This is a genomic window from Streptomyces omiyaensis (genome assembly GCF_014650895.1).
Taxonomy (GTDB): domain Bacteria; phylum Actinomycetota; class Actinomycetes; order Streptomycetales; family Streptomycetaceae; genus Streptomyces; species Streptomyces omiyaensis.
The window spans coordinates 84,889-103,451 of the sequence record NZ_BMVV01000026.1; the positions used below are offsets into that span (position 1 = coordinate 84,889).

Sequence of the window (18,563 nt, forward strand, 5' to 3'; positions counted from 1 at the left end):
ATCTAGGACCGCCCTTCTGCGAGAGGTGTCTCGTGGGTGAGGAAGGCGAAGACGGCGGGCTCCAGGGCGTCGCGCAGCGCGGTGACGAAGGTCGCGATCCGCAGGTCCCCGGCGGCGAACACCACCCAGGCGTCCTTGCGGCGCGGCAGCACCGTCAGCGGGGCGCCCGCCATGATGCCGGCCTTGCGCAGGCACTCCACGGCTCCCCACACGCGGGTGGCCGCGGTGTCGGGCGCCTCGCCGGTCTCCTTGGCGACCAGTTCGGCGACCGGCGCGTGGTCCCCGAGGAGCCCGCGCCACTCGTGCGCCGAGCGCATGCTGACCGCCTCGATGTCGCAGGCGACCTCGGTGTCGGAGACGGCGCTGAGGGTGACCCCCAGACCGTGCGCCGCCGACATCGACATGTGCCGTCCGGGCTCCAGCTCGGGCCGTCCGTCCGGACGGTGCCGGACCGCGACCGGGCTGCCGAGGGCCCGCGCGGCGGCGTCGGCGGTGAAGCCGCGCCGCTGGGCGACGGAACCCGCCGGCGCGTCCCCGTGCGGCTCGACGGCGACCGCGACGCGGCTGCCGACGACGTCCTCGAGGGAGCGCTCCAGGTACGGGCCGAGCAGCGGCGCGACCCACGGGCCCGACCCGTCGCTCTTGCGCACCGCGTGCAGGGTCAGTCCCTCCCAGCGTTCGACGACGGTGCCGCCGGCGTCGCGCACGGCGATGTCGTACACATAGGTGTCGCCGTCCCGGCTGCGCTCGACCGCGGTGTAGCGCAGCTGGTCGGGGACGTGCGAGCCGGCGCCGAGGGTGTGGATCCGCTCCACGCCCGAGGGCAGCAGCGTGGCGTCCGGGACGCACACCTGGTTGCCGTGCATGAGCGCGTCGCGCATGCCCGGGTCGGCGAGCAGCAGTTCGCCCGGAAGGAAGCCGGCGAACCAGCCCTCGGGCTGCCGCTGGACGGCGACCTCGGCGTCCACGTGCCGCGCGGCGGCCCGGTGGAAGCGGCGCAGCCGCTGGAAGCGGGCGCCCTGGAACAGCACTCCGCCGTACAGGTCGACGGCCGGGTCCAGCGGGACGACCGGGGTGTCGTCGGGCACCTGGAGCGGCGGGCCGTCCGGCGCCGGGGTCCCGCCGAAGATCAGCCGGGCCCGGAAGTGCTCGGCGACGAAGCCGGTGTCCTCGGCGTGGATGGCCACGTCGACGGTGTCGGTGTCGGTGACGGTCGCCGCGATCCGGATCCGGGTGCTGCCGTTGGGCGGCACCACGATCGGGCGCAGGAACTTGGCGCCCTCGATGACCGGGGCGGTGCCGGTGCGGCCGGTGACGGCGGACGCGACCTGGGTCATCGCCTCCATGCCGATGACGGCGGGCAGCAGCAGGTTGCCGTCGAGCAGGTGGTCGGCCAGGTACGGGTCGGTGCCCGCGTTCAGCTCGACCTCGGTGACCAGTTCGACGCCGTGGTAGCGCACCAGCGGGTCGCCGGTGAAGCGCAGCATCGGCAGCGCGGGCAGGTCGCGCCGGACGGTGTCGATGCCCTCGGTACGGCCGCTGATGACCGTGACGACGGGGGCGTCCGGGTCCTCGATCAGCCGCAGCAGGATCGCCACGCCCTGGTCCGGGGAGACCGGCACGATGCCCTCGCGGGAGAGGGACTCGACGACGGAGAGCTTCTCGCCCATGCCGACGCCGGACCACACCGACCACTCCATGCAGCGGGCGCGGAGGTTCGGGTGGGTGCGGGCCACGTCCTCGGTGAGGTCGGCCAGCCACTCGTTGGCGGTGGCGTAGTGCGCCTCGCCGCGCAGGCCGGCCCGGCCGATGATGCTGCCGAAGCTGACGAGCAGCTTGAGCCGCTCGGGGCCGACCGCGTCCAGGACCGTGCGGAGTCCGTCGACCTTGGGCCCGAAGGTGCGGTCGAAGTCCTGGGCGGTGAGACCGGTCAGCGCGCCCGGCTGGTTGAGCCCGGCGCCGTGCAGCAGGCCGGTGATCGGGCCGAGCGTCTCGGTCAGTTCGGCGACGGCGGCCGTGACCTGCTCGGGGACGGTGACGTCGGCGCGGGCGTAGTGCACCCGCACGCCGCCGGCGCGCATCCGGTCGAGGTTCTCGGCGAGCTCGGTGTCCTGGGCCGGGTCGGAGCGGCCGAGGACGGCGAGCGCGGCCCCGGTCTTCTGGGCCACGGCGAGGGCGCACTCGGCGGAGATGCCCTTGCCTCCGCCCGTCACCAGCATCACGTCGGTGTCGTCGAGCGGGACGTCGGTGCGCTCCGGCCTCACGGGCAGCGCCCGCAGCGTCGGCACCCGGCGCACCCCGGCCCGGTCGTAGTGGACCTCGGCGAACCGGGTGGTCGCCGCCACCTCGGCCACGACCCGCTCCACGACGTCCTCGGTCTGCGGGGTGTGGACGACGGTGGTGCGCAGGTGCGGGGCCTCCAGGTGCAGCGTCTTGGCCAGGCCGGCCGCGCCGCGGCCGTCCTGGACGAGGACGAAGCGGCGGCCCCGGTCCCCGGCGAGCGCGCTCTTGGCGGCGGCCAGGACCTCCTCGACCTCCTTGCGGGGGCAGCCCGCGGCGAGGACGGCGAGCACTCCGGAGCCGAGTCCGGCGGTGGCGAGCGTCGACCGGAGCCGCTCGGCGTACGGGTGGTCCGCGGAACCGAACAGCTCCCAGGAGCCGTCGGTGCCGTCGGTGACGCCGTACGGCCGGGTGACCTCGTCGAGGTCGACGGCGAACGGCCGGGCCCAGGGGGCCGCGCCCGCGACGACGGGCGTCTCGGACTCCGGGGCGGCACCGCCGGTGCTGACCAGGGTTTCCAGCGCCTCGGCCAGTTCGGCGAGGTTGGCGGTGGCGAAGTTGGTCGGCACCTGGGCGGCGGGGATCCCGAGGCGGGACGCCGCCTGGTTGACGATCTGGCCGACGGTGATGGAGCTCATGTGCAGGTCGTCGAGGAGCCGGCTGCCCGGGTCGACGAGGTCGGCGGGCAGCTCGGCGCGTTCGGCGACGAGGGCGCGCAGGACGTCGAGCGCGTCGACGCCGTCGGCGGCGCCCTCCCGCGCGGGCTCCGCCGCGGTGTTCGCGGCCGTGTCGGCGGTGTCCCGGACGGCGGTCCCCGGCGACGCCTTGGCCTTGGCCTTGGCGGTCCGCTCGGCGCGCGGTGCGCGCTCGGTCTGCGGGAGGTCGCGCGGGGCCTGCTCGCAGGGGTTGGCGAGGAAGGAGAACTCCTGGCCGACCTCCAGGGGCCGGATCAGCCGGTCCTGGAAGAGCCGCTCCAGGTCGACCGGGGCGCCCGCGACGTAGGCGGCGCCGGCCACCTGCAACAGGCTGCGCAGGGACTCGTCGTCGGTGTTGAGCGCGACGGCCGGGACGCCGGTGGTGGCACGGGCCAGCGAACTGAGCACCCGGCCGGGGCCGACCTCGACGAACAGGTCGATGCCGCGGGCGGCTTCGCTGACCGCCTGGGTGAACCGGACCGGGCCGGTGATCTGCTCGGCGAGCAGAGTGGACAGGTCGGTGGCGGAGGTCAGTTCCTCGCCGGTGACGGTGGAGACGACCCGGCCCGCGACGGTGCCGACCGGGGCGTCCGCCAGCCAGCCGCCGAAGGACGCGGCGGAGGCGGCGACCAGCGGCGAGTGGAAGGCGTGCGAGACGTTGAGGCGGGTGCAGGGGATCTCGGACCGCTCGGCCCGGCGCTGCACCTCCTCGATCTCGTCGACCGGTCCCGCGACCACCGTCTGCTCGGGTCCGTTGTATCCGGCGACGACGACGGAGAGGCCCTCGACGAGCTGCTCGGCCCGCTCGGGCTTCACGCTGAGCGAGGCCATGGTGCCGGAGGAGCTGTGCTCGGCCATCGCCTTGCCGCGCACCCGCGCCGCCTCGAGGAGGGTGTCCTCGTCGAGGGCGCCCGACCAGTGCAGGGCGGAGAGTTCGCCGAGGCTGTGGCCGACGGCGACGGAGGCCTCCAGGCGCAGCGCGTCGAGCACCCGCAGGCCCGCGGCCGAGCCGGTGGCGATGCGCGGCTGGGCCACGTCGGTGGCGACCATGTCGCCGGTGGTGGGCAGCGCGGCCCGGTCGAAGACCTCGGCGGCCTCCGGGAAGCGCCGGCGCAGCGCGCCGCCGCCGGTGCCGTGGCCGGAGCCCTGCCCGGGGAAGAGGAAGCCGATCCGGGCGGGGCCGGAGGCGCGGCCGAGGAAGCTGCGGCCGTCGGCGGCGGTGTACGCCGTCTCGCCGGACTCCAGCAGGTCGGCCAGGTGGGTCAGCCGGCGCTCGGCGTCCTCCGGGGAGGTGACGACGACGGCCGCGCGGTGCGCGAGGCCGCGCAGTTCGCGCTGCAGGGTGGCGGCGAGGTCGGCGACCTGGCCGTAGGAGACCTGCGCGGCGAAGGCGGCGACCTCCTGGAGCCGGGCGCGCAGCGCCTTGGCCGACTCGCCGTCGACGACGAGCAGTTCGGCGTCCTGGAGGGCGTGCGCCAGGGTGGCGGAGCGGCGGCTCGGCGCCGTACGGCGCCGTCCGGCGGGCTCGTCGAGGACGACGTGGGTGTTGATGCCGCCGAAGCCCATGGCGGTGACGCCGGCGCGCCGGGGCGCGTCCTCGGGCCAGGCCTCGGCCTTGCGGAGCGCCTTGAGGTTGGCCTTCTCGTCGCCGAGCAGCTCGTGCGGGTCGGTGGTGCCGATCGCGGGCGGCAGGGTCTGGTGGTCGACGGCCATGGCCGCCTTGATCAGACCGGCGACGCCGGCGGCGGCCTTGGTGTGGCCGATCATGCCCTTGATGGACGTGATGGCCGCGAGCGGCGCCTCGGGGTCGGCGGCCCGGCGGGCGCCCATGAGGGCGGTGAGCTCGGTGGCGTCGCCGACGGCGGTGCCGGTGCCGTGGCCCTCGAAGAGCCGGACGGTCTCGATGCCGAAGCCGGCCTTCTCGTAGGCGCGGCGCAGCGCCAGCTGGTAGCCGCTGACCTCGGGGCGGGTGATGCCGCCCTGGCCGTCGGAGGAGACGCCCCAGCCCGCGATGGTCGCGTAGATGCGGTGGCCGGCCGCGAGGGCGTCCTCCTCGCGCATCAGCACGATCATGCCGCAGCCCTCGCCGGGCCAGAAGCCGTTGGAGCCGCGGTCGTAGAGCTTCATCTCGCCCTTGGCGAGGGCACCGGTCTTGGCGAAGCCGATGATCTCGAAGGGGTCGATGGACAGGTCCACGCCGCCCGCGACGGCGACGTCGAGGTCGCCGTTGACGAGGGCGGTGCCCGCGGTGGTGACCGAGAGCAGCGAGGACGAGCAGGCGCCGTCGACGGTGTAGCCGCCGCCGTTCAGGTCGAAGTGGTTGCAGATCCGTCCGGCGATGGTGTTGGCGAGGCCGCCCGCGAGGGTGTCCTCGTCGATCGCCGGGAACGGCTCCTTGTACGCGAGTTCGACGTCGTCCAGGAACTCGGCGATGCGCCCGTCGTCCCAGATGTCCTGTTCCTTGAGCGCGGAGGCCATCACCCGGCGGACGTAGGGCCAGCGCAGCCGCATCACGTTGGCGCGGGAGAACTCGCCGGTGAGGGTGTTGCCGACGATGACGCCGGTGCGCTCGCGGGGTAGGCCCTCGCCGCCGGCGAACCCGGCGTCGGCGAGCGCGCGGCCCGCGGTGTCCAGGGCCAACCAGTGGGTGAGGTCGGTCGACCGGAAGGTGCTGCCCGCGATCTTGTGGGCGATCCGGTCGAACTCGTAGCCCTCGATGACCGCGGCGTTGCGGGCGTAGAAGGTGTCGGGGGTGGTCGGGTCGGCGTCCCAGTAGTCGTCCAGGTTCATCCGGACTTCGGGCAGCCGGCGGAACGCGCGCCGTCCGGCGACGGCGTTGTCCCACAGCTCATGGGGGTTGGTGGCGTCGGGATAGCGGCATGCCATGCCGACGATGGCGATCCTGGTCATGCGGTCACCGGTATCTTCTCGGTCTCGGCGTTCGCGGGGGCGGGGCAGGCGCAGGCGCCCGGGGGGCACGCGCAGCCGGCCTCGTCGGAGGAGTTCGCGGGGGCGGGGCAGGCGCAGGCGCCCGCGGGGCACGCGCAGCCGGCCTCGTCGGAGGCGCTCGCCCCGGCCCGGGCGGCGTCCGCCTGGGCCTGCGCGGCGGCGTCGGCCTGAGCGACGGCGTGGGTCACGGCGGCGAGCGCGAGGGCCTCCTCGGCGCGCTTCTTGGACACGACGTCGGCGGTCCACAGGAAGGCACCGCGGATGGCGCAGACGAGGGCGGTGGCGAAGAAGATGCCGTAGGCGATGCTCATCGCGGTGAGCACTCCGTACAGGGCGGCCGTGCCGCCGCCGAAGGCGATCTGGCCCCACTTGGACGACGGCGTGGTGCCCGGGTCCGTGATCATGTAGTTGGTGAAGAGGACGAACGCCACGCCGGACATCATCGCGAGGCCCGCGGGGATGGAGGTGTCGAACAGCAGGCCGCGGACGATCGCCTGCAGGGCGAATCCGCCGACCCAGGCGAGGATCAGCCACATGCGCTCGGTCAGCTTGGCGTTGAGCATCGTGCCGAGGGTGATGATGATCGCCGGGACGAGCCAGTCGAAGCCGCCGTCCAGGTACTCGGTGAAGTGGTACGGCGGGGCGATCGATGCCCACGGGAAGAGCAGCAGGATGACGGCGATGCCGAAGTTCGACGGGTTCATGAAGTGCCGCAGGCGGCCCTTGACCGGGGCGCGCAGCACCCACTTGGTGCCGACGGCGACGATGACGCCGAACACCATGACCCAGACGAGGTCGTTGACGTAGGTGAGCATGTTCACCGCGAGCGAGGTGATGTGGGCCGGGAGGAGGAACTCCATGAAGCCCTTGACCCCGCCGCCGGCGAAGCGCGGCGCGCGGCCCTCGGCGCGGGCGCCGAGGATCTCCAGCGCGATCTCGGTGATGTAGCCGGTCGCCAGGGCGATGAAGGGCCAGGTCCAGGGCTGCTCGAAACCGAGGACGGTGTAGCCGAAGATGTTGAGGACGGAGATGGAGATCGCGAAGCGGCGGAGCGCGGTCACGACCTTCGGGTTGTGCCGTGGGGCAGCGGCGGTCTTCGTTGCGGACATCGTCACTTCTCCTTGACCTCGGTGCCCAGCTCGAGGCTGTGCCAGCCCGGCGTGAGCTTCAGCTTCTGCTCGTGGATCTGGCCGGCCCGGTCACGCCAGGTGACCATGGCGGGCACGGGGCCCCGGACGTCCTTGCCCAGACCGAGGTGGACGTCGGTGCTGCGCTTGCCGGAGTGGCCGCCGCCGCCGTCGAGGCGGGTGATGCGCTTGGTGCCGTCGGGCAGTTCGACGCAGACCTCGGCGCCGACCACGGGAGCGCCGTCCGGGTGGGTGAGCTTCAGGCCGAGGTACGCGCCGGGGTTCTTGGCGGTGTTGTGCAGGAAGATCGGCTCGCCCCACTGGCGGGCGACCGCCAGGTCGAGCCGGCCGTCGCCGTCGACGTCGCCGGTGGCGAGGCCGCGGGTCGGGATGGGCTCGCCTATGCCGAGGGCGACGGAGAGGTTGTGGTACTCGCCGGTCTCGCCGTCCTTGGCGAAGAAGCGCATGCGCTGGTTGCCGGCGAGGTCGTCACCGTGCTTGACGTTCGGCCACCAGACGGGGTTGGCGACGAGGGCGTCGTTGGCGGTGGCCAGCTCCTGGAGCTGCGGCCAGCGGTTGTTCTTGCCCTTGACGAAGCCGAGCGCCTGGGTGATCTCCAGGTCTCCGTTGTTGTCGAAGTCGCCCGTCTTGACGTCCCAGCCCCAGCCGGACCAGGCCAGCTTCAGGTCGGTCGAGCGGTCCTTGAACGGCGCCTCGCCCTCCTTGAGCCGGGCCTGGACCTCGGAGCGGGAGTCGGCGGTGTCGATGAACGCGAAGTTCGACTCCTGGATGCCGAAGGAGGTCGTGATGTTGCTGACGAACATGTCGTACAGGCCGTCGTTGTTCAGGTCGCCGAAGTCGACGCCCATGCCCTTGAAGGAGCTGCGGCCCAGCTCCTTGGACTTCGGCACGGTGCCGCTGTGCACGGCCTTGACCTCGGAGAACTTGATGTTCCCGGGGGTCGAGGTGTTGTAGAGCAGCGCGGAGGTGCCGAAGTCGTGGGCGAGGAACAGCTCGGGCAGGTGGTCGCCGTCGAGGTCTGCGGCGGACGCGCCGAGCGACCAGCCCTTGTTCAGGTTCTGCGGGACGGCGGCGTCGACCTTCTCGTAGCCGTCCTTCGTCCACCGGAAGATGTGGGCCCCGCCGCCGTTCTGGGCGTGCGAGAGCGACGCGTTCATGGTGACGTCGCCGTCCTTGGACGGGTCGAGGACCGGGCTGTCGGGGAAGTAGTTGCCGATCAGGATGTCGTTGTGGCCGTCGCCGTCGAAGTCGGCGACGGCGGCGGCGTTGGAGTTCCACAGCGGGCCGGTGTAAGTGGCGCCGGACTTGCCGGGCAGCAGCTCGGTGGGGGTGAAGGAGGCGGCGGTGAGCGGCTTCCCCTTCTCGCCCTTGTTCACGAAGATGACCGGGGTGCGGCCCCAGTAGTAGACGAGGAGGTCCGTGCGGCCGTCCTCGTTGTAGTCGCCGGGCATGCAGCCCATCGGCGCCATCGTCTTGCTGGTGCCGAGCGGCGCCGGGTCCAGCGCGAACGGCGCGTACTTGTCCTTGCGGGTCGGCGCGGGGGTGACGACCGCCTGGTCGATCCGCACGTCGTTCACGCACAGGTCGTTGTCGAGGCCGTCGCCGTCGAGGTCGTTGATGGCGATGCCGGCACCGACCGAGGAGATCCACGCCTCGATGTGCTGGTACGCCTTGTTGACCTTGCGGACCTCCTGCTTGTCGAATCCCGCGGGCATCGCGATCGACATCGGCTCGAACGCGAAATTCTTCGCCAGCTTGCCGATCTCGGCGGCGGAGGAATCAGGCAGCCGGACGCCGTAGAACGTGCCCACCATGACGGCGAGAGCGACGATCCCCGGTGAATTCCTGCGGATCCAGTTCTTTGTGACCGTCACTGGTCGGCACCTTTCGAGATGAGCGAGTCAGAAGCGAGTTCCGCGGCGATGTCGCGCCGCCATTTCTCGTAGGCCGGGGAAGCGCCCCCGACGGTCGCGGCGGGCCGGGTTTCCCGGCACACCTGCGAGGCCCGTTCGGCGGTCGTGCCGCACACGACACGGGCCGCGAGGTGGGTGTGGTCGATGATCGTGCCCGCCTTGACGCGGGCCTCGGTGGCGAAGGCCGCTCCCTGGGCGAGCGCCCAGCGGTGCTCGCCGGCGCCCTCCACGAAGCGGGCGAGCTCGTCCTCGGTGACGCCGCCCGCGTAGGAGCAGGCGAGTCCGGCGCCCGCGTACAGGTCGCTGTGGCGGCGCTCGTCGTAGGACCGGATGAGCTCGGTGACGACGTCGGGGTCGGTGCCGCCGACGAACCACAGCGCCCGGCCGATTCCCTGGTCGACGGCGTTCGGCGTGTAGTGGTTGTGCCCGCCGTTCCAGCGGAAGGGGTGCTGGATCTCCGGGGTCCGCACGTACGAGGCGGTCTTGAAGTACGCCTGGTGGAATCCGTATCCGTCGAGCGCGAGCCAGCGCAGCAGCGGGTCGGTGGAGCGGATGTCGGGCCACAGCGGCTTCGGCAGCCGGGCCATCGCCCAGCCGACGCCGACGTAGATCATGTAGTCGTGGTGGCGTCCCTCGCCGGCCAGCAGACCGGTGAGCCGGCCACCGTGGCCGGGCAGCGCGTCGTGGACCACCGCGCCCATGCCTGCGCCCTCGTAGGCGAAGCCGCGCATGTCCCGCGGGACGGTCTCCAGCAGTTCCTCCGCCTCGGCGGGCGAACCGGCCTCCACCGCGTACGCGTAGCCCTGGAGAAAGACCTCACCGATGTACTCCAGCCTGGCCTTTGCCTCCGCGTTCTTCACATGAAAGCCACGGACTTCCATGGTCGTCTCGGAAACAGGTGGCGTGAGCAACCGGCGTCGGAATGCACCAAACACACTGGACACGGCAGTAGACCGCCCCTCTCGAATCCCACTCGAATCCCTGGATTTCCCCCAGCGAATCGAATCTAGCCAGCGGGCCCGGAGGGGCGTCTACTTCAGATGTGCTCAAACAACGAGGGCGCCGAGTTGCGTCCGGACATTCCGCCGCCAGACCTCGTAGGCGGGGCCCGTGCCCTGCTCGGCATCGGTGGCCGCGCAGTCGTCGGCGAGCCGGGCGACCGCCTCGACGGTGCGCCCGGTGAACGCCGCGACGGCCGCCTCGCTGTGCTCGGGGACGAACCCGGCGTGGTGGCGGGCCTTGGCGGCGAACACCGAGCCCTGTGCCAGGTGGTCGGCGTGCTCGCCGGCCTCCGCGCGCAGCGCGGCGAGGTCCGGGGGCGTGCTGCCGCCCGCGAAGGTGGCGGCGAGGCCCACCCCGCTCCACAAGTCGGCCCTGCGGTCCCCGGCGAACGCCCGCACCGCGGCGGAGACGTTGCCGACGTGTCCGCCGTGGATGAACCACAGCGCGCGGCCGACGCCCTGGTCGAAGGCGCGCTGCCAGTAGGAGGCGTCGCCGTCCCAGTCGTAGGGGGCGTCCTGGCGCTGTCCGCCGACCCAGGTGCCGGTGTCGAAGTAGGCCCGGTCGAAGCCGTAGCCGTCGACGCACAACCAGCTCATCGCCGGGTAGAGCGCGGGCTCGGTCAGGGTGGGGACGAGCTTCTTCCACAGCGGCCTGGGCAGCTTGGCCATGGCGAAGCCGATGCCGATGTAGTTCAGGAAGATGTGCGGCCGGCCGCCGCCGCGCAGCAGGTCGGCGGCGCGGTGACCGCCGGGCCCCATGGTGTCGCGGATGGCGCAGGCCATGGTGGCGCCCTCGTAGGCGAAGCCCCGGTTGAGCGGGTCGACGAGCGCGAGCCGGCGCTCGGTGGTGGCCAGGTCCTTGTCCTCGATGCCCCACTCGAAGCCGGTCACCACGGCCTGCGGCACGGCCTCCAGCTGCTTGGTGAGCGGGGTCGGTTCGACCGTGAAGCCGCGCCCGGCGAAGCTCACGTCGTCCAGGGACGGGGCCATCAACAGCCTGCGCAGCGCTCCCAGTGCGGGCACGGACGCCTCCTCGTACGCGCCGCTTTCGGTCAGGGCGGCGGGGCTGTCATCGTGGGCGGGCCGGACGTCCGGCGGCATCTTCCCCGTTGCTCTGCCGCCCCGGTGTTCAGCGGATGCGGCGCACGTCCACTTCCTCGTCGTGCACGGCGCGCCCGCAGGAGCCGCAGTGCAGTTCGACGTGGACGACGCCGTCGCAGCCGATGTGGTCGGCGCGCCGCGGCGGGCCCAGTTCCTGCGGCAGGTTGCGGTCGCCCCACTGCATGAGGGCGATCACGGCCCGGGTCAGATCGCGACCGACCGGGGTGAGCCGGTACTCGTAGCGCACCGGCTTGTCCTGGTAGGGCACCCGCTCCATGATCTCTTGCTCCACCAGGCGGGCCAGCCGGCTGGAGAGCACGTTGCGCGCGATGTCGAGGTGGGCGAGGAACCCGTCGAAGCGGGAGGTGCCGAGCAACGCGGAGCGGATGATCAGCAGGGTCCAGCGCTCGCCGATCACCTCCAGTGAACGGGCGAGGTTGCAGTCCTGTCCCTCGTACGTGTGCTTCAGCATGCGCTCACTCTAGGGCGGGGCGGGTTGCGTGAAGGAACCCGAGTTGGCGAAGTCGTTCCGGGTTCTCCTCGGGTCAGGCCGCCACCCTCATCCGCTCGCCGCCGCCGGTCGGCTGGTGCGCGCGCTGGAGACTGCTGTAGCCGTACGTGGCGGAGACCAGGGTCATGTGGTGGTGCCAGCCCGGGAAGGAGCGGCCCTCGAAGTCGAGCAGTCCGAAGTCCTCGCTCATCTCCCGCACCGACTCCTCCGCGTGCGCGAGGGTCCTGGTCAGCGCGAGCACCGACTCCATGCGGGTGTGGGTGAGGCTGGTCAGCCACAGCTGGACCGGACGGCGGCCGTTGTCCGGCCGGACCGCGAACAGCCGGTAGGTGCGGTGGATCCGCTCCCCGCCCGGACCGGTCTGAGGCAGCCGCACGAAGCTGGACATGACGGTCAGGTGCCGGCCGCGCCCGCCCCAGGGGATGACCTTCTCCATCCGGGTCAGGCTGCCGGCTTCGAACTCGAACAGGCTGCGCGCCGCGAGCACCGGGGCCTGGCTCTCGTCCCTCTGCTGCGGACGCTGCACCCGCAGGTGGCGGCCGACGGCGACCTGGAGCGTGTCGGGGACGGCGACGACGAAGTCACGGCCCCGCAGGGCCAGTCCGTGCACCAGGGCGGTCGCGCTGGTGCCGCCGAGGGCTTCCAGGTCGGCGACGACCGGCAGCGGGGCGGTCCTGCTGACGTCCCAGAGGGTGTCGACGAGGTCGAGGGCGTGCTGCTCGACGGTGCGCGGTCCGACCTCGGCGGGAATCCGGGTGCGCTCGCGCCGCTCGGGGTCCTTCGCCCAGGAGCCGGGCAGCAGCAGACGCCAGTCGACGGGCTGCGCACGGTCGTAGGAGGAGAGGAACATCCCGACGCCGACCTGGCAGGTGACCGACCGGCCGGTGGAGGCGAGGAACCTGCGGTGCACACCGCAGGAGTGCTCGCCGCGCTTGCGCAGCACGGCCTGGCTGATCACCCAGGCCCGCGGGGCCATCTGCTGCTCGGCCCAGCGGGTGAGCTCCGCGCGGACCGGCATCCAGTCCCAGGGGCTGGCGTTGACGAACTGGTGCAGCGACTGGGAGGCGGCCGGAGAGGCCGAGACCGCCGCGGCGAGGTTGCGCACCGACTTCTTGCCCGGTGTGGTGAGCAACCCCTGCATGTAGGTCTGGGCCCAGCGGCGCTGGTCGGCCCTCGGCAGGCACTCGAAGATTCTCTCGGCGAACACCGGCACCGACGTGCGATGCATCGTCAGGGCGTACGCGGTCATGGCTCGTTCCCTCCCCTGCTCTCGGCCTGCGGCTGCCGACCACGCTAAAATAATAGCGAACGCCCTCTTTTTTTTGTGACTCAGGAGAGTTGCCGCATGCACTTCGGCAAGTCGGTTCCCCGACGGCCTCGTGGATCGATCGGCCGCACCGCCGTGACCTGCGGAAATCCAAGACAGCTTGGGCAACTCGGCCTTGTCCGCCAGGAGGGAAAGAGGCAAGCCTTGGACAGGAAGGTGGTCATGAGTCCCCCACGAGACAGCCCTCTTCGGGAGATGGTGTGGTGAAACAGGAGAGGGCCGTGCGTACGCGGCAGGCCCTGATGAAGGCGGCGGCGACGGAATTTGACCGCTACGGGTACGACGGCACCTCGCTGTCGGCGATCAGCAAGGCCGCCGGCCTGTCGATAGGCGCCGTGACCTTCCACTTTCCGACGAAGGTCCATCTGGCCGACGCCGTGCAGGAGGAGGGCAGGTCGGTGACCGTGGCGGCGCTCGAACGCCTGGCGGCCGAGCCGATGACGCCGCTGCGCATGGTGATCGACCTGACGCTGGAACTGACCCGGCTGATGGAACAGGAGCCCGCGGTGCGCTCCGCGATCCGGCTGAGCCGGGAGCGGCCGGCCACGGTGTCCTGGTCGGACGCCTGGCTGCCCACGGTCCGCAGCCTGCTGGACCGGGCGTACGAAAGCGGTCAGCTCCACACGGACGCGCTGCCCGCGGACGTCACGACGCTGGTGGAGCACCTGACCAGTGGCGCCGAGGCGTACCTGCGCAGCCGGATGGGTTCCGACCCGGCGTTCGAGAGCGCGGTCGCCCAGCTGAAGCGGGTGTGGCGACTGGCGCTCGCGGGCGTCTCCGCCGAGGGGCCGGCCGTCCCGCGGCAGACGGGCTCCCCGGAGAACCCCGCGTAGCGGAGTCGGACGCCGTAAGGGCCGGGCAGCCGTCGTCATCGGGCTGCCCGGCCCTTGAGCAGGTTCCGGTACCGCCGTGCCGGCGAGGGACGTCCTCCCCCTCCCCCGCCCCACGGGGCCCGCACGGCGCGGAGGCGTGCGGCGAGTGCGGGAACGGCCCACCGTCCGTCCGTCCCGAGCACGCGGCCGGGCCGCGGCACGCGCGCCCCGTCGCAGCCTCCCGCGTGCGTGCCCGGATCCGCGAGACCGGCGTCGGCCCACTCGTCGGCGCCGGAAGGTCCGGCGCCGGCGAGTGGGCCGACGCCGGTCGGGGCGGAGGACGGACGCCGTCCCACCGCCCGGGCGGCGAAGGCGTCACCGCTCTCCTCGCGCAGGCGGTACGGCTCCCGCGAAACGGCCGGCCCGATGCGTCCGACGGCCCTCGTTAACACCGCGCGGTCGGTTCTCATGCTGCGAACTTCTGTACGTCCCGGGGAAACCGGAGCTCGGCGATGGCCTGCGGAGTGGCGATCGCCGGCAGCAGGTAACGCCACATCGAGGCGAGCCGCGAGGGGAGGTCGGCCCGCCCGGAGGCGACGTTCGAGAACACCTGGATACCGCTGTAGGCGCCGACCAGCACGTTCGCGAACTCCCGCTCGTCGACGCCCGGCAGCAGCTCCCCCCGCTCGCGCGCCGCGCACAGCAGTCCGTGGAACTGCTCGACCCACTCCTGGTAGGCCGTGTCGTCCCGCATCCCGAAGTCGCCCTGCTCGACGGCGAGCCGGACGCTGGCCCGGAAGACTACGTTGGTCTGCAGCTCGCGGGCGAGGAAGAAGTTGAGATCGATGAGGAGCTGCAGCCCGTCATGACCGGTCGGCGGGAAGTGCACGAAATCCTGCTGGTGCGCCAGCACGGCCTGCGCCAGGCCCAGTTTCGACTTGAAGTGGAAGTACATCCCCCCCTGGGTCACCTGGGCGCGCTCCATGATCTTGCTGATGCTGGCGCCGCTGTACCCATAGGTGTCGAAGACCTCAGCGGCGGCGCGCAGGATCGCCTCCCGCGTCTTGACGGCCCGGTCCTGCTTCGGCTCGTCCATCGGACTCGACCTGCCTCTCTCGACAAAAAAAACGAACGCCCTTATTTTACAAGTCGGCTCCAGCAACCGAAAGCCCGACCCGGAGCCCTTCACATACGCACGCCCCAGGGGAGAGGCATGCTCATCACATCGGAACGTCCTGCCGTGCCACGCTCAGCGCTGACCACGACGGTCGCCAAGGAGTACGTGCACCGCGCAGCTCTGTCGGAGGTGTTCCTGACGGGATGGAACAAGGTTGGCCAGGACACCTTCACGGTCAGTGCCCAGTGGCCCCGCAGCCACAGCTTCTACGTGCCCGAGCACGGCATGCACGACCCGCTCCTGCTGTGCGAGACGGTGCGGCAGACGTTCCCGCTGCTGACGCACGTCGCGTACCACGTCCCCTTCGGCCACCAACTCAGCTGGTCCCGGCTGCAGTTCGCGATCAACCCGCAGTCCCTGTACATCGGGCGCACTCCGGCCGACCTGCAGATCCACGCGGTGGTGTCGGACATCCGCTACCACAAGCAGCTCCCGGCCATGATGACCATGCACCTGGAGGTCGTCCGCGACGACTCCCTGGTCGCCATGGTCAGCACCCGGTTCGGCTGTCACTCCCCGGCCGTCTACCAGCGGATGCGCGCCGGACGCAGCGACATACCGGAGGTCTTCGCAGCAGCCCCCCAGCCGCCGGAGCCCGTCTCGCGCAGCAGTGTGGGCCGGCTTCGCCAGCAGGACATCGTCCTGTCGCCCACCGAGGAACGCCGCCGCTGGCAGCTCCGGGCCGACACCAGCCACCCGGTCCTCTTCGACCACGCCGTGGATCACGTGCCCGGCATGGTCCTCCTGGAGGCGGTCCGCCAGGCGGCCCACGCGACCCAGCCGGTGGGGAGAGCCGCGATACCCACCTCGATGGACATCTCGTTCAACCACTACGTCGAGTTCGACGAGCCGTGCTGGATCGAGGCGGAGCCGGTCGACGGCTCCGAGGCTTCTTCGGGTCGTCGTTCTATCCGCGTCAACGCCCTTCAGGGCGGCGCGTTCGCCTTCAACTCGACGGTCGAGGTCATGGACGTCAGCGCGCTCTGAGCGCGCGGGGCATCCCTGGGGGAAGGGAGGACGAGGGAAGAGGAACAGCAGGAGACATGAGCGAGAACGCTCCCTCAGTGAGCCACCACTGAGGACCGGGAGTTGTCGCAACACCGCCCGCCGAGCGCCAACTCGACGGGCGAAGCCCCGTTCTGGGTGCCACCCCAGAAACGTCCACAAACAGGTTCTGCCAGGAACCAACAAGCCGCAGCACAGCGGCCTTCTTCGACGAGTCCCCCACGAGCCGGGAGACCAGCTCCCAGGACCGTGCGAAGAATCGCTCTCCTCATCGCCCGACGAGGAGACCCCCTCACACCATGACGAGGAGTCCCCCTCATGATGAAGCAAAACGCTGCGATTCTCCAGCCCTTCACGGGGCTTTCTGAGGTCCAACACGGCTTTGATGGCCATATCTCCCCTGCTGATTCCAGCCAAGTTCAGCCGGGAACCACTCTTGCCATCCCCGATCTCCTCCACCGCGGACGCGTGAAAGTGCCGATGCGGCTCGTCGAGTCCGCGTACTACTCCGACGCCGCCCTGACCGTCTACATGAAGATCAAGGCGCTCGGCGCGCGCAAGGAGGCCTGCACGGCGGGCCTCGCCACCCTCGCCTCGTACCTCGGCCTCTCCGTCTCGACCGTGCAGCGCGGCCTCGCCGAGCTGCGCTCCGCGGCGCCCGACGGCGTCGTCGAACTGCCCGAGAGCCGCCGCCGGACCCTCCGCGGCGGCACCGGCACCACCGCGCGCCGCAAGGTCCGCGACATGTGGCCCAACGAGCGGTTCATCTGGCTGCCCGTCGTCGCCTCCGAGCGGCTGCGGCCCCGTCTGCTGCGCGCCTACGCCGTCATCGCGTTCGCCGTCGTGCAGAACGTGCCCCTGACCGAACACGAGCTCGCCGGCCACCTGAGGCACCATTCCGGCCTCAGGGCGGGTCGGCCGATCACCACGGAGGCGGCCGGGCGCATCATCGACGAACTGGCCGAATCCCGCTGGATCACCGTCGACCGGCGGGCCGGATCACGGGGACGCCACCTCTTCGGCATCCTCGTCGAGGAGACCTCGCCGTCCTCCGCTCCTGATGACCTGTCCGGTTCCGATCCTGACGACCGATCCCTCGCGTATAAGGAAGACCTGAGGATTGACCGACAGGAGAACGAGCCGACGCCCTGGTCACCCGCCGTAGGCGAACCCCTGGTGGAGGCGCGTGCGCACGAGCCCGCCGGACCGCCTCGCCCCGTCGCTGCCTCACCTGATCACGCGCTGCGCGCGGACGACGAGACCCCCCGCCCCTCCCCCGACCGCGACGGCGCCGGCCCGCCCCCCTACCGGGGCCCGCAGCTGACGTTCAGCCCCCGGCTGCACGCCGTCCTGGAGCCCGTCCGCTTCCTGCTCACCGGGATCGGCACCTACGTGCAGCGGCGCATCGGCCAGGAGGTCTCCCGACAGCTCGACCAGGGGACCGAAGTCCCCCGGCTCCGGGCCCGGCTCACCCACCGCCTCGCCCGGACCCTCGTCGCGGACATCAGGGACCCCGGCCGCTGGCTGCTCGGCGTCGCACTGCCCCGCTGGGGCTGCGCGAACCCGGACTGCGAGGCGGGTGTGCTCTGGTCCACGGGCGTCGAATGCCCGTCCTGCCGTGAGGTGGTCGCCGAGCGCGCGGCACGCCGCCGGTGCACCCCGCCACCCGTCGCACCGCCCTCCCCCACCGGGTCGTCCGCCGAGGTCGGGCTGCGCATCGTGGAGTGCTGCCCGGAGTGCGAACGGCCCCACCACCGGGGCAACTCGGGACTGTGCGCGGAATGCCGGCCCCGCCCCGCACTCGTCCCGGTACCCGCTCCTGCCGCGCCGCTCGGCATCCGCTGCCCGGGCCTCGGGGGAACCTGCGGACGCCCGGCACCGCGCGGCCTGTGCCGGCGCTGTCGGACCCAGGAGAGAACCCCGCTGTCCCCGGCCCTCGCCCGGTCCGTCCCGGCGGGCACACCATGAGCCCCGCACCGCCCGAAACGGGCATGCGCATCGCGGAACTCGCCCGCACCTGTGGCGTGTCCACGCCCACCATCAAGTACTACATCCGCGAGGGCCTGCTTCCCGCGGGCCGCCTCACCAGCAGCAACCAGGCCCGCTACACCGAGGGCCATGTGCACCGGCTGCGCCTGATCAGGGCTCTGGTCGAGCTCGGTGGCCTGTCCGTGGCGAAGGTCCGGGCCATCGTGACCGTGCTGGACGGCGAGGCCGACCCCCCACCCTCCGGCAGGCCGACCGCCCGGACGGACGCGCTGGAGGTGCTGGCGGCCGCCGCCCCTCAGGAGGGACCGCTCGCGATCCTCGCGGCGGACCCCCGCACCCTGGCCCTGGTCGGCGCCCTCGCCGAGCGTCGCGGCTGGCACGCGCCGGCCGACGGCCCCGAGGTCGCCCGGGTGGTCGAGATCCTGGACACCCTGGGGGATCTGGACCAGCACCACTTCGCCGACCGGATCGACGCGTACGCCGACGCCGCGGAACGCGCGGCGGCGGCCGACGCGGAGCTGCTGCGCTCCCCCACCGGCGGTACGGGCCCGGCGGAGCGCCTGGTCGTCGCGGCTGTCCTGGGCGACCAGCTGCTGTCGGCACTGCGCCGGCTGGCCCGTACGACAGGGACGGCCGGTGCGGGGGGATGACACAC

General features: G+C 72.0%; 12 protein-coding genes. 4 read left to right on the forward strand and 8 right to left on the reverse strand.

Annotation, left to right across the window (positions count from 1 at the left end; translation table 11 throughout):
• Window positions 1-2 precede the first annotated feature (2 nt).
• From IE287_RS31305 to IE287_RS31335, 7 genes are all read right to left on the reverse strand, one after another.
• Entirely contained in the window at window positions 3-5,885 is a 5,883-nt protein-coding gene (locus IE287_RS31305) for a type I polyketide synthase (protein WP_189852606.1), read from the reverse strand.
• Complete coding sequence (locus IE287_RS31310; RefSeq protein ID WP_189852607.1) at window positions 5,882-7,033, reverse strand: enediyne biosynthesis protein; 1,152 nt, start codon at window positions 7,031-7,033, stop codon at window positions 5,882-5,884. The genes IE287_RS31305 and IE287_RS31310 overlap by 4 nt, the downstream gene beginning before the upstream one ends.
• Window positions 7,034-7,035: 2 nt before the next feature.
• A complete protein-coding gene (locus IE287_RS31315; RefSeq protein WP_189852629.1) occupies window positions 7,036-8,886 on the reverse strand; it encodes a CRTAC1 family protein in 1,851 nt (616 codons plus the stop codon).
• Between the two features lie 56 nt (window positions 8,887-8,942).
• Window positions 8,943-9,929 carry a DUF1702 family protein gene (locus IE287_RS31320; protein ID WP_189852608.1) on the reverse strand — a complete coding sequence of 329 codons (987 nt, stop codon included), beginning with the start codon at window positions 9,927-9,929 and terminating at the stop codon, window positions 8,943-8,945.
• A gap of 102 nt (window positions 9,930-10,031) precedes the next feature.
• Window positions 10,032-11,009, reverse strand: a complete 978-nt coding sequence (locus IE287_RS31325; RefSeq protein ID WP_189852609.1) for a DUF1702 family protein — start codon at window positions 11,007-11,009, stop codon at window positions 10,032-10,034.
• A 106-nt stretch (window positions 11,010-11,115) separates the two neighbouring features.
• A complete protein-coding gene (locus IE287_RS31330; protein WP_189852610.1) occupies window positions 11,116-11,559 on the reverse strand; it encodes a winged helix-turn-helix transcriptional regulator in 444 nt (147 codons plus the stop codon).
• A gap of 73 nt (window positions 11,560-11,632) precedes the next feature.
• Window positions 11,633-12,847 (reverse strand): IS701 family transposase, encoded by a 1,215-nt coding sequence (locus tag IE287_RS31335; protein ID WP_189852611.1) that lies wholly within the window; start codon window positions 12,845-12,847, stop codon window positions 11,633-11,635.
• A 299-nt stretch (window positions 12,848-13,146) separates the two neighbouring features.
• Here IE287_RS31335 and IE287_RS31340 point away from each other — a divergent pair, with 299 nt between their 5' ends.
• The gene (locus IE287_RS31340) at window positions 13,147-13,758 is read left to right on the forward strand and encodes a TetR family transcriptional regulator (RefSeq protein ID WP_229883852.1); all 612 of its coding nucleotides are present in this window, start codon (window positions 13,147-13,149) and stop codon (window positions 13,756-13,758) included.
• A gap of 445 nt (window positions 13,759-14,203) precedes the next feature.
• Here the strand turns inward: IE287_RS31340 and IE287_RS31345 are convergent, their stop codons facing one another.
• Window positions 14,204-14,833: a ScbR family autoregulator-binding transcription factor gene (locus tag IE287_RS31345; protein WP_189852612.1), complete on the reverse strand. Its 630-nt coding sequence runs from the start codon at window positions 14,831-14,833 to the stop codon at window positions 14,204-14,206.
• Between the two features lie 144 nt (window positions 14,834-14,977).
• On the opposite strand from IE287_RS31345, the gene IE287_RS31350 reads away from it, so the two are divergent.
• From IE287_RS31350 to IE287_RS31360, 3 genes are all read left to right on the forward strand, one after another.
• A complete protein-coding gene (locus IE287_RS31350; protein ID WP_229883853.1) occupies window positions 14,978-15,901 on the forward strand; it encodes a ScbA/BarX family gamma-butyrolactone biosynthesis protein in 924 nt (307 codons plus the stop codon).
• A 486-nt stretch (window positions 15,902-16,387) separates the two neighbouring features.
• Window positions 16,388-17,887, forward strand: coding sequence for a helix-turn-helix domain-containing protein (locus IE287_RS31355; protein ID WP_189852614.1), 1,500 nt, complete (start codon window positions 16,388-16,390; stop codon window positions 17,885-17,887).
• Between the two features lie 23 nt (window positions 17,888-17,910).
• On the forward strand, window positions 17,911-18,558 hold the full coding sequence (locus IE287_RS31360) for a MerR family transcriptional regulator (RefSeq protein WP_189852615.1): 648 nt from the start codon (window positions 17,911-17,913) through the stop codon (window positions 18,556-18,558).
• The last annotated feature ends 5 nt before the right edge of the window (window positions 18,559-18,563 follow it).

Bases quoted from the DNA above. Each gene is read 5' to 3' on its own strand.
- IE287_RS31315 (WP_189852629.1), bottom strand. From the start codon at position 8,886: ATGGTGGGCACGTTCTACGGCGTCCGGCTGCCTGATTCCTCCGCCGCC.
- IE287_RS31345 (WP_189852612.1), bottom strand. From the start codon at position 14,833: ATGGACGAGCCGAAGCAGGACCGGGCCGTCAAGACGCGGGAGGCGATC.
- IE287_RS31310 (WP_189852607.1), bottom strand. From the start codon at position 7,033: ATGTCCGCAACGAAGACCGCCGCTGCCCCACGGCACAACCCGAAGGTC.
- IE287_RS31360 (WP_189852615.1), top strand. From the start codon at position 17,911: ATGCGCATCGCGGAACTCGCCCGCACCTGTGGCGTGTCCACGCCCACC.
- IE287_RS31335 (WP_189852611.1), bottom strand. From the start codon at position 12,847: ATGACCGCGTACGCCCTGACGATGCATCGCACGTCGGTGCCGGTGTTC.
- IE287_RS31330 (WP_189852610.1), bottom strand. From the start codon at position 11,559: ATGCTGAAGCACACGTACGAGGGACAGGACTGCAACCTCGCCCGTTCA.
- IE287_RS31305 (WP_189852606.1), bottom strand. From the start codon at position 5,885: ATGACCAGGATCGCCATCGTCGGCATGGCATGCCGCTATCCCGACGCC.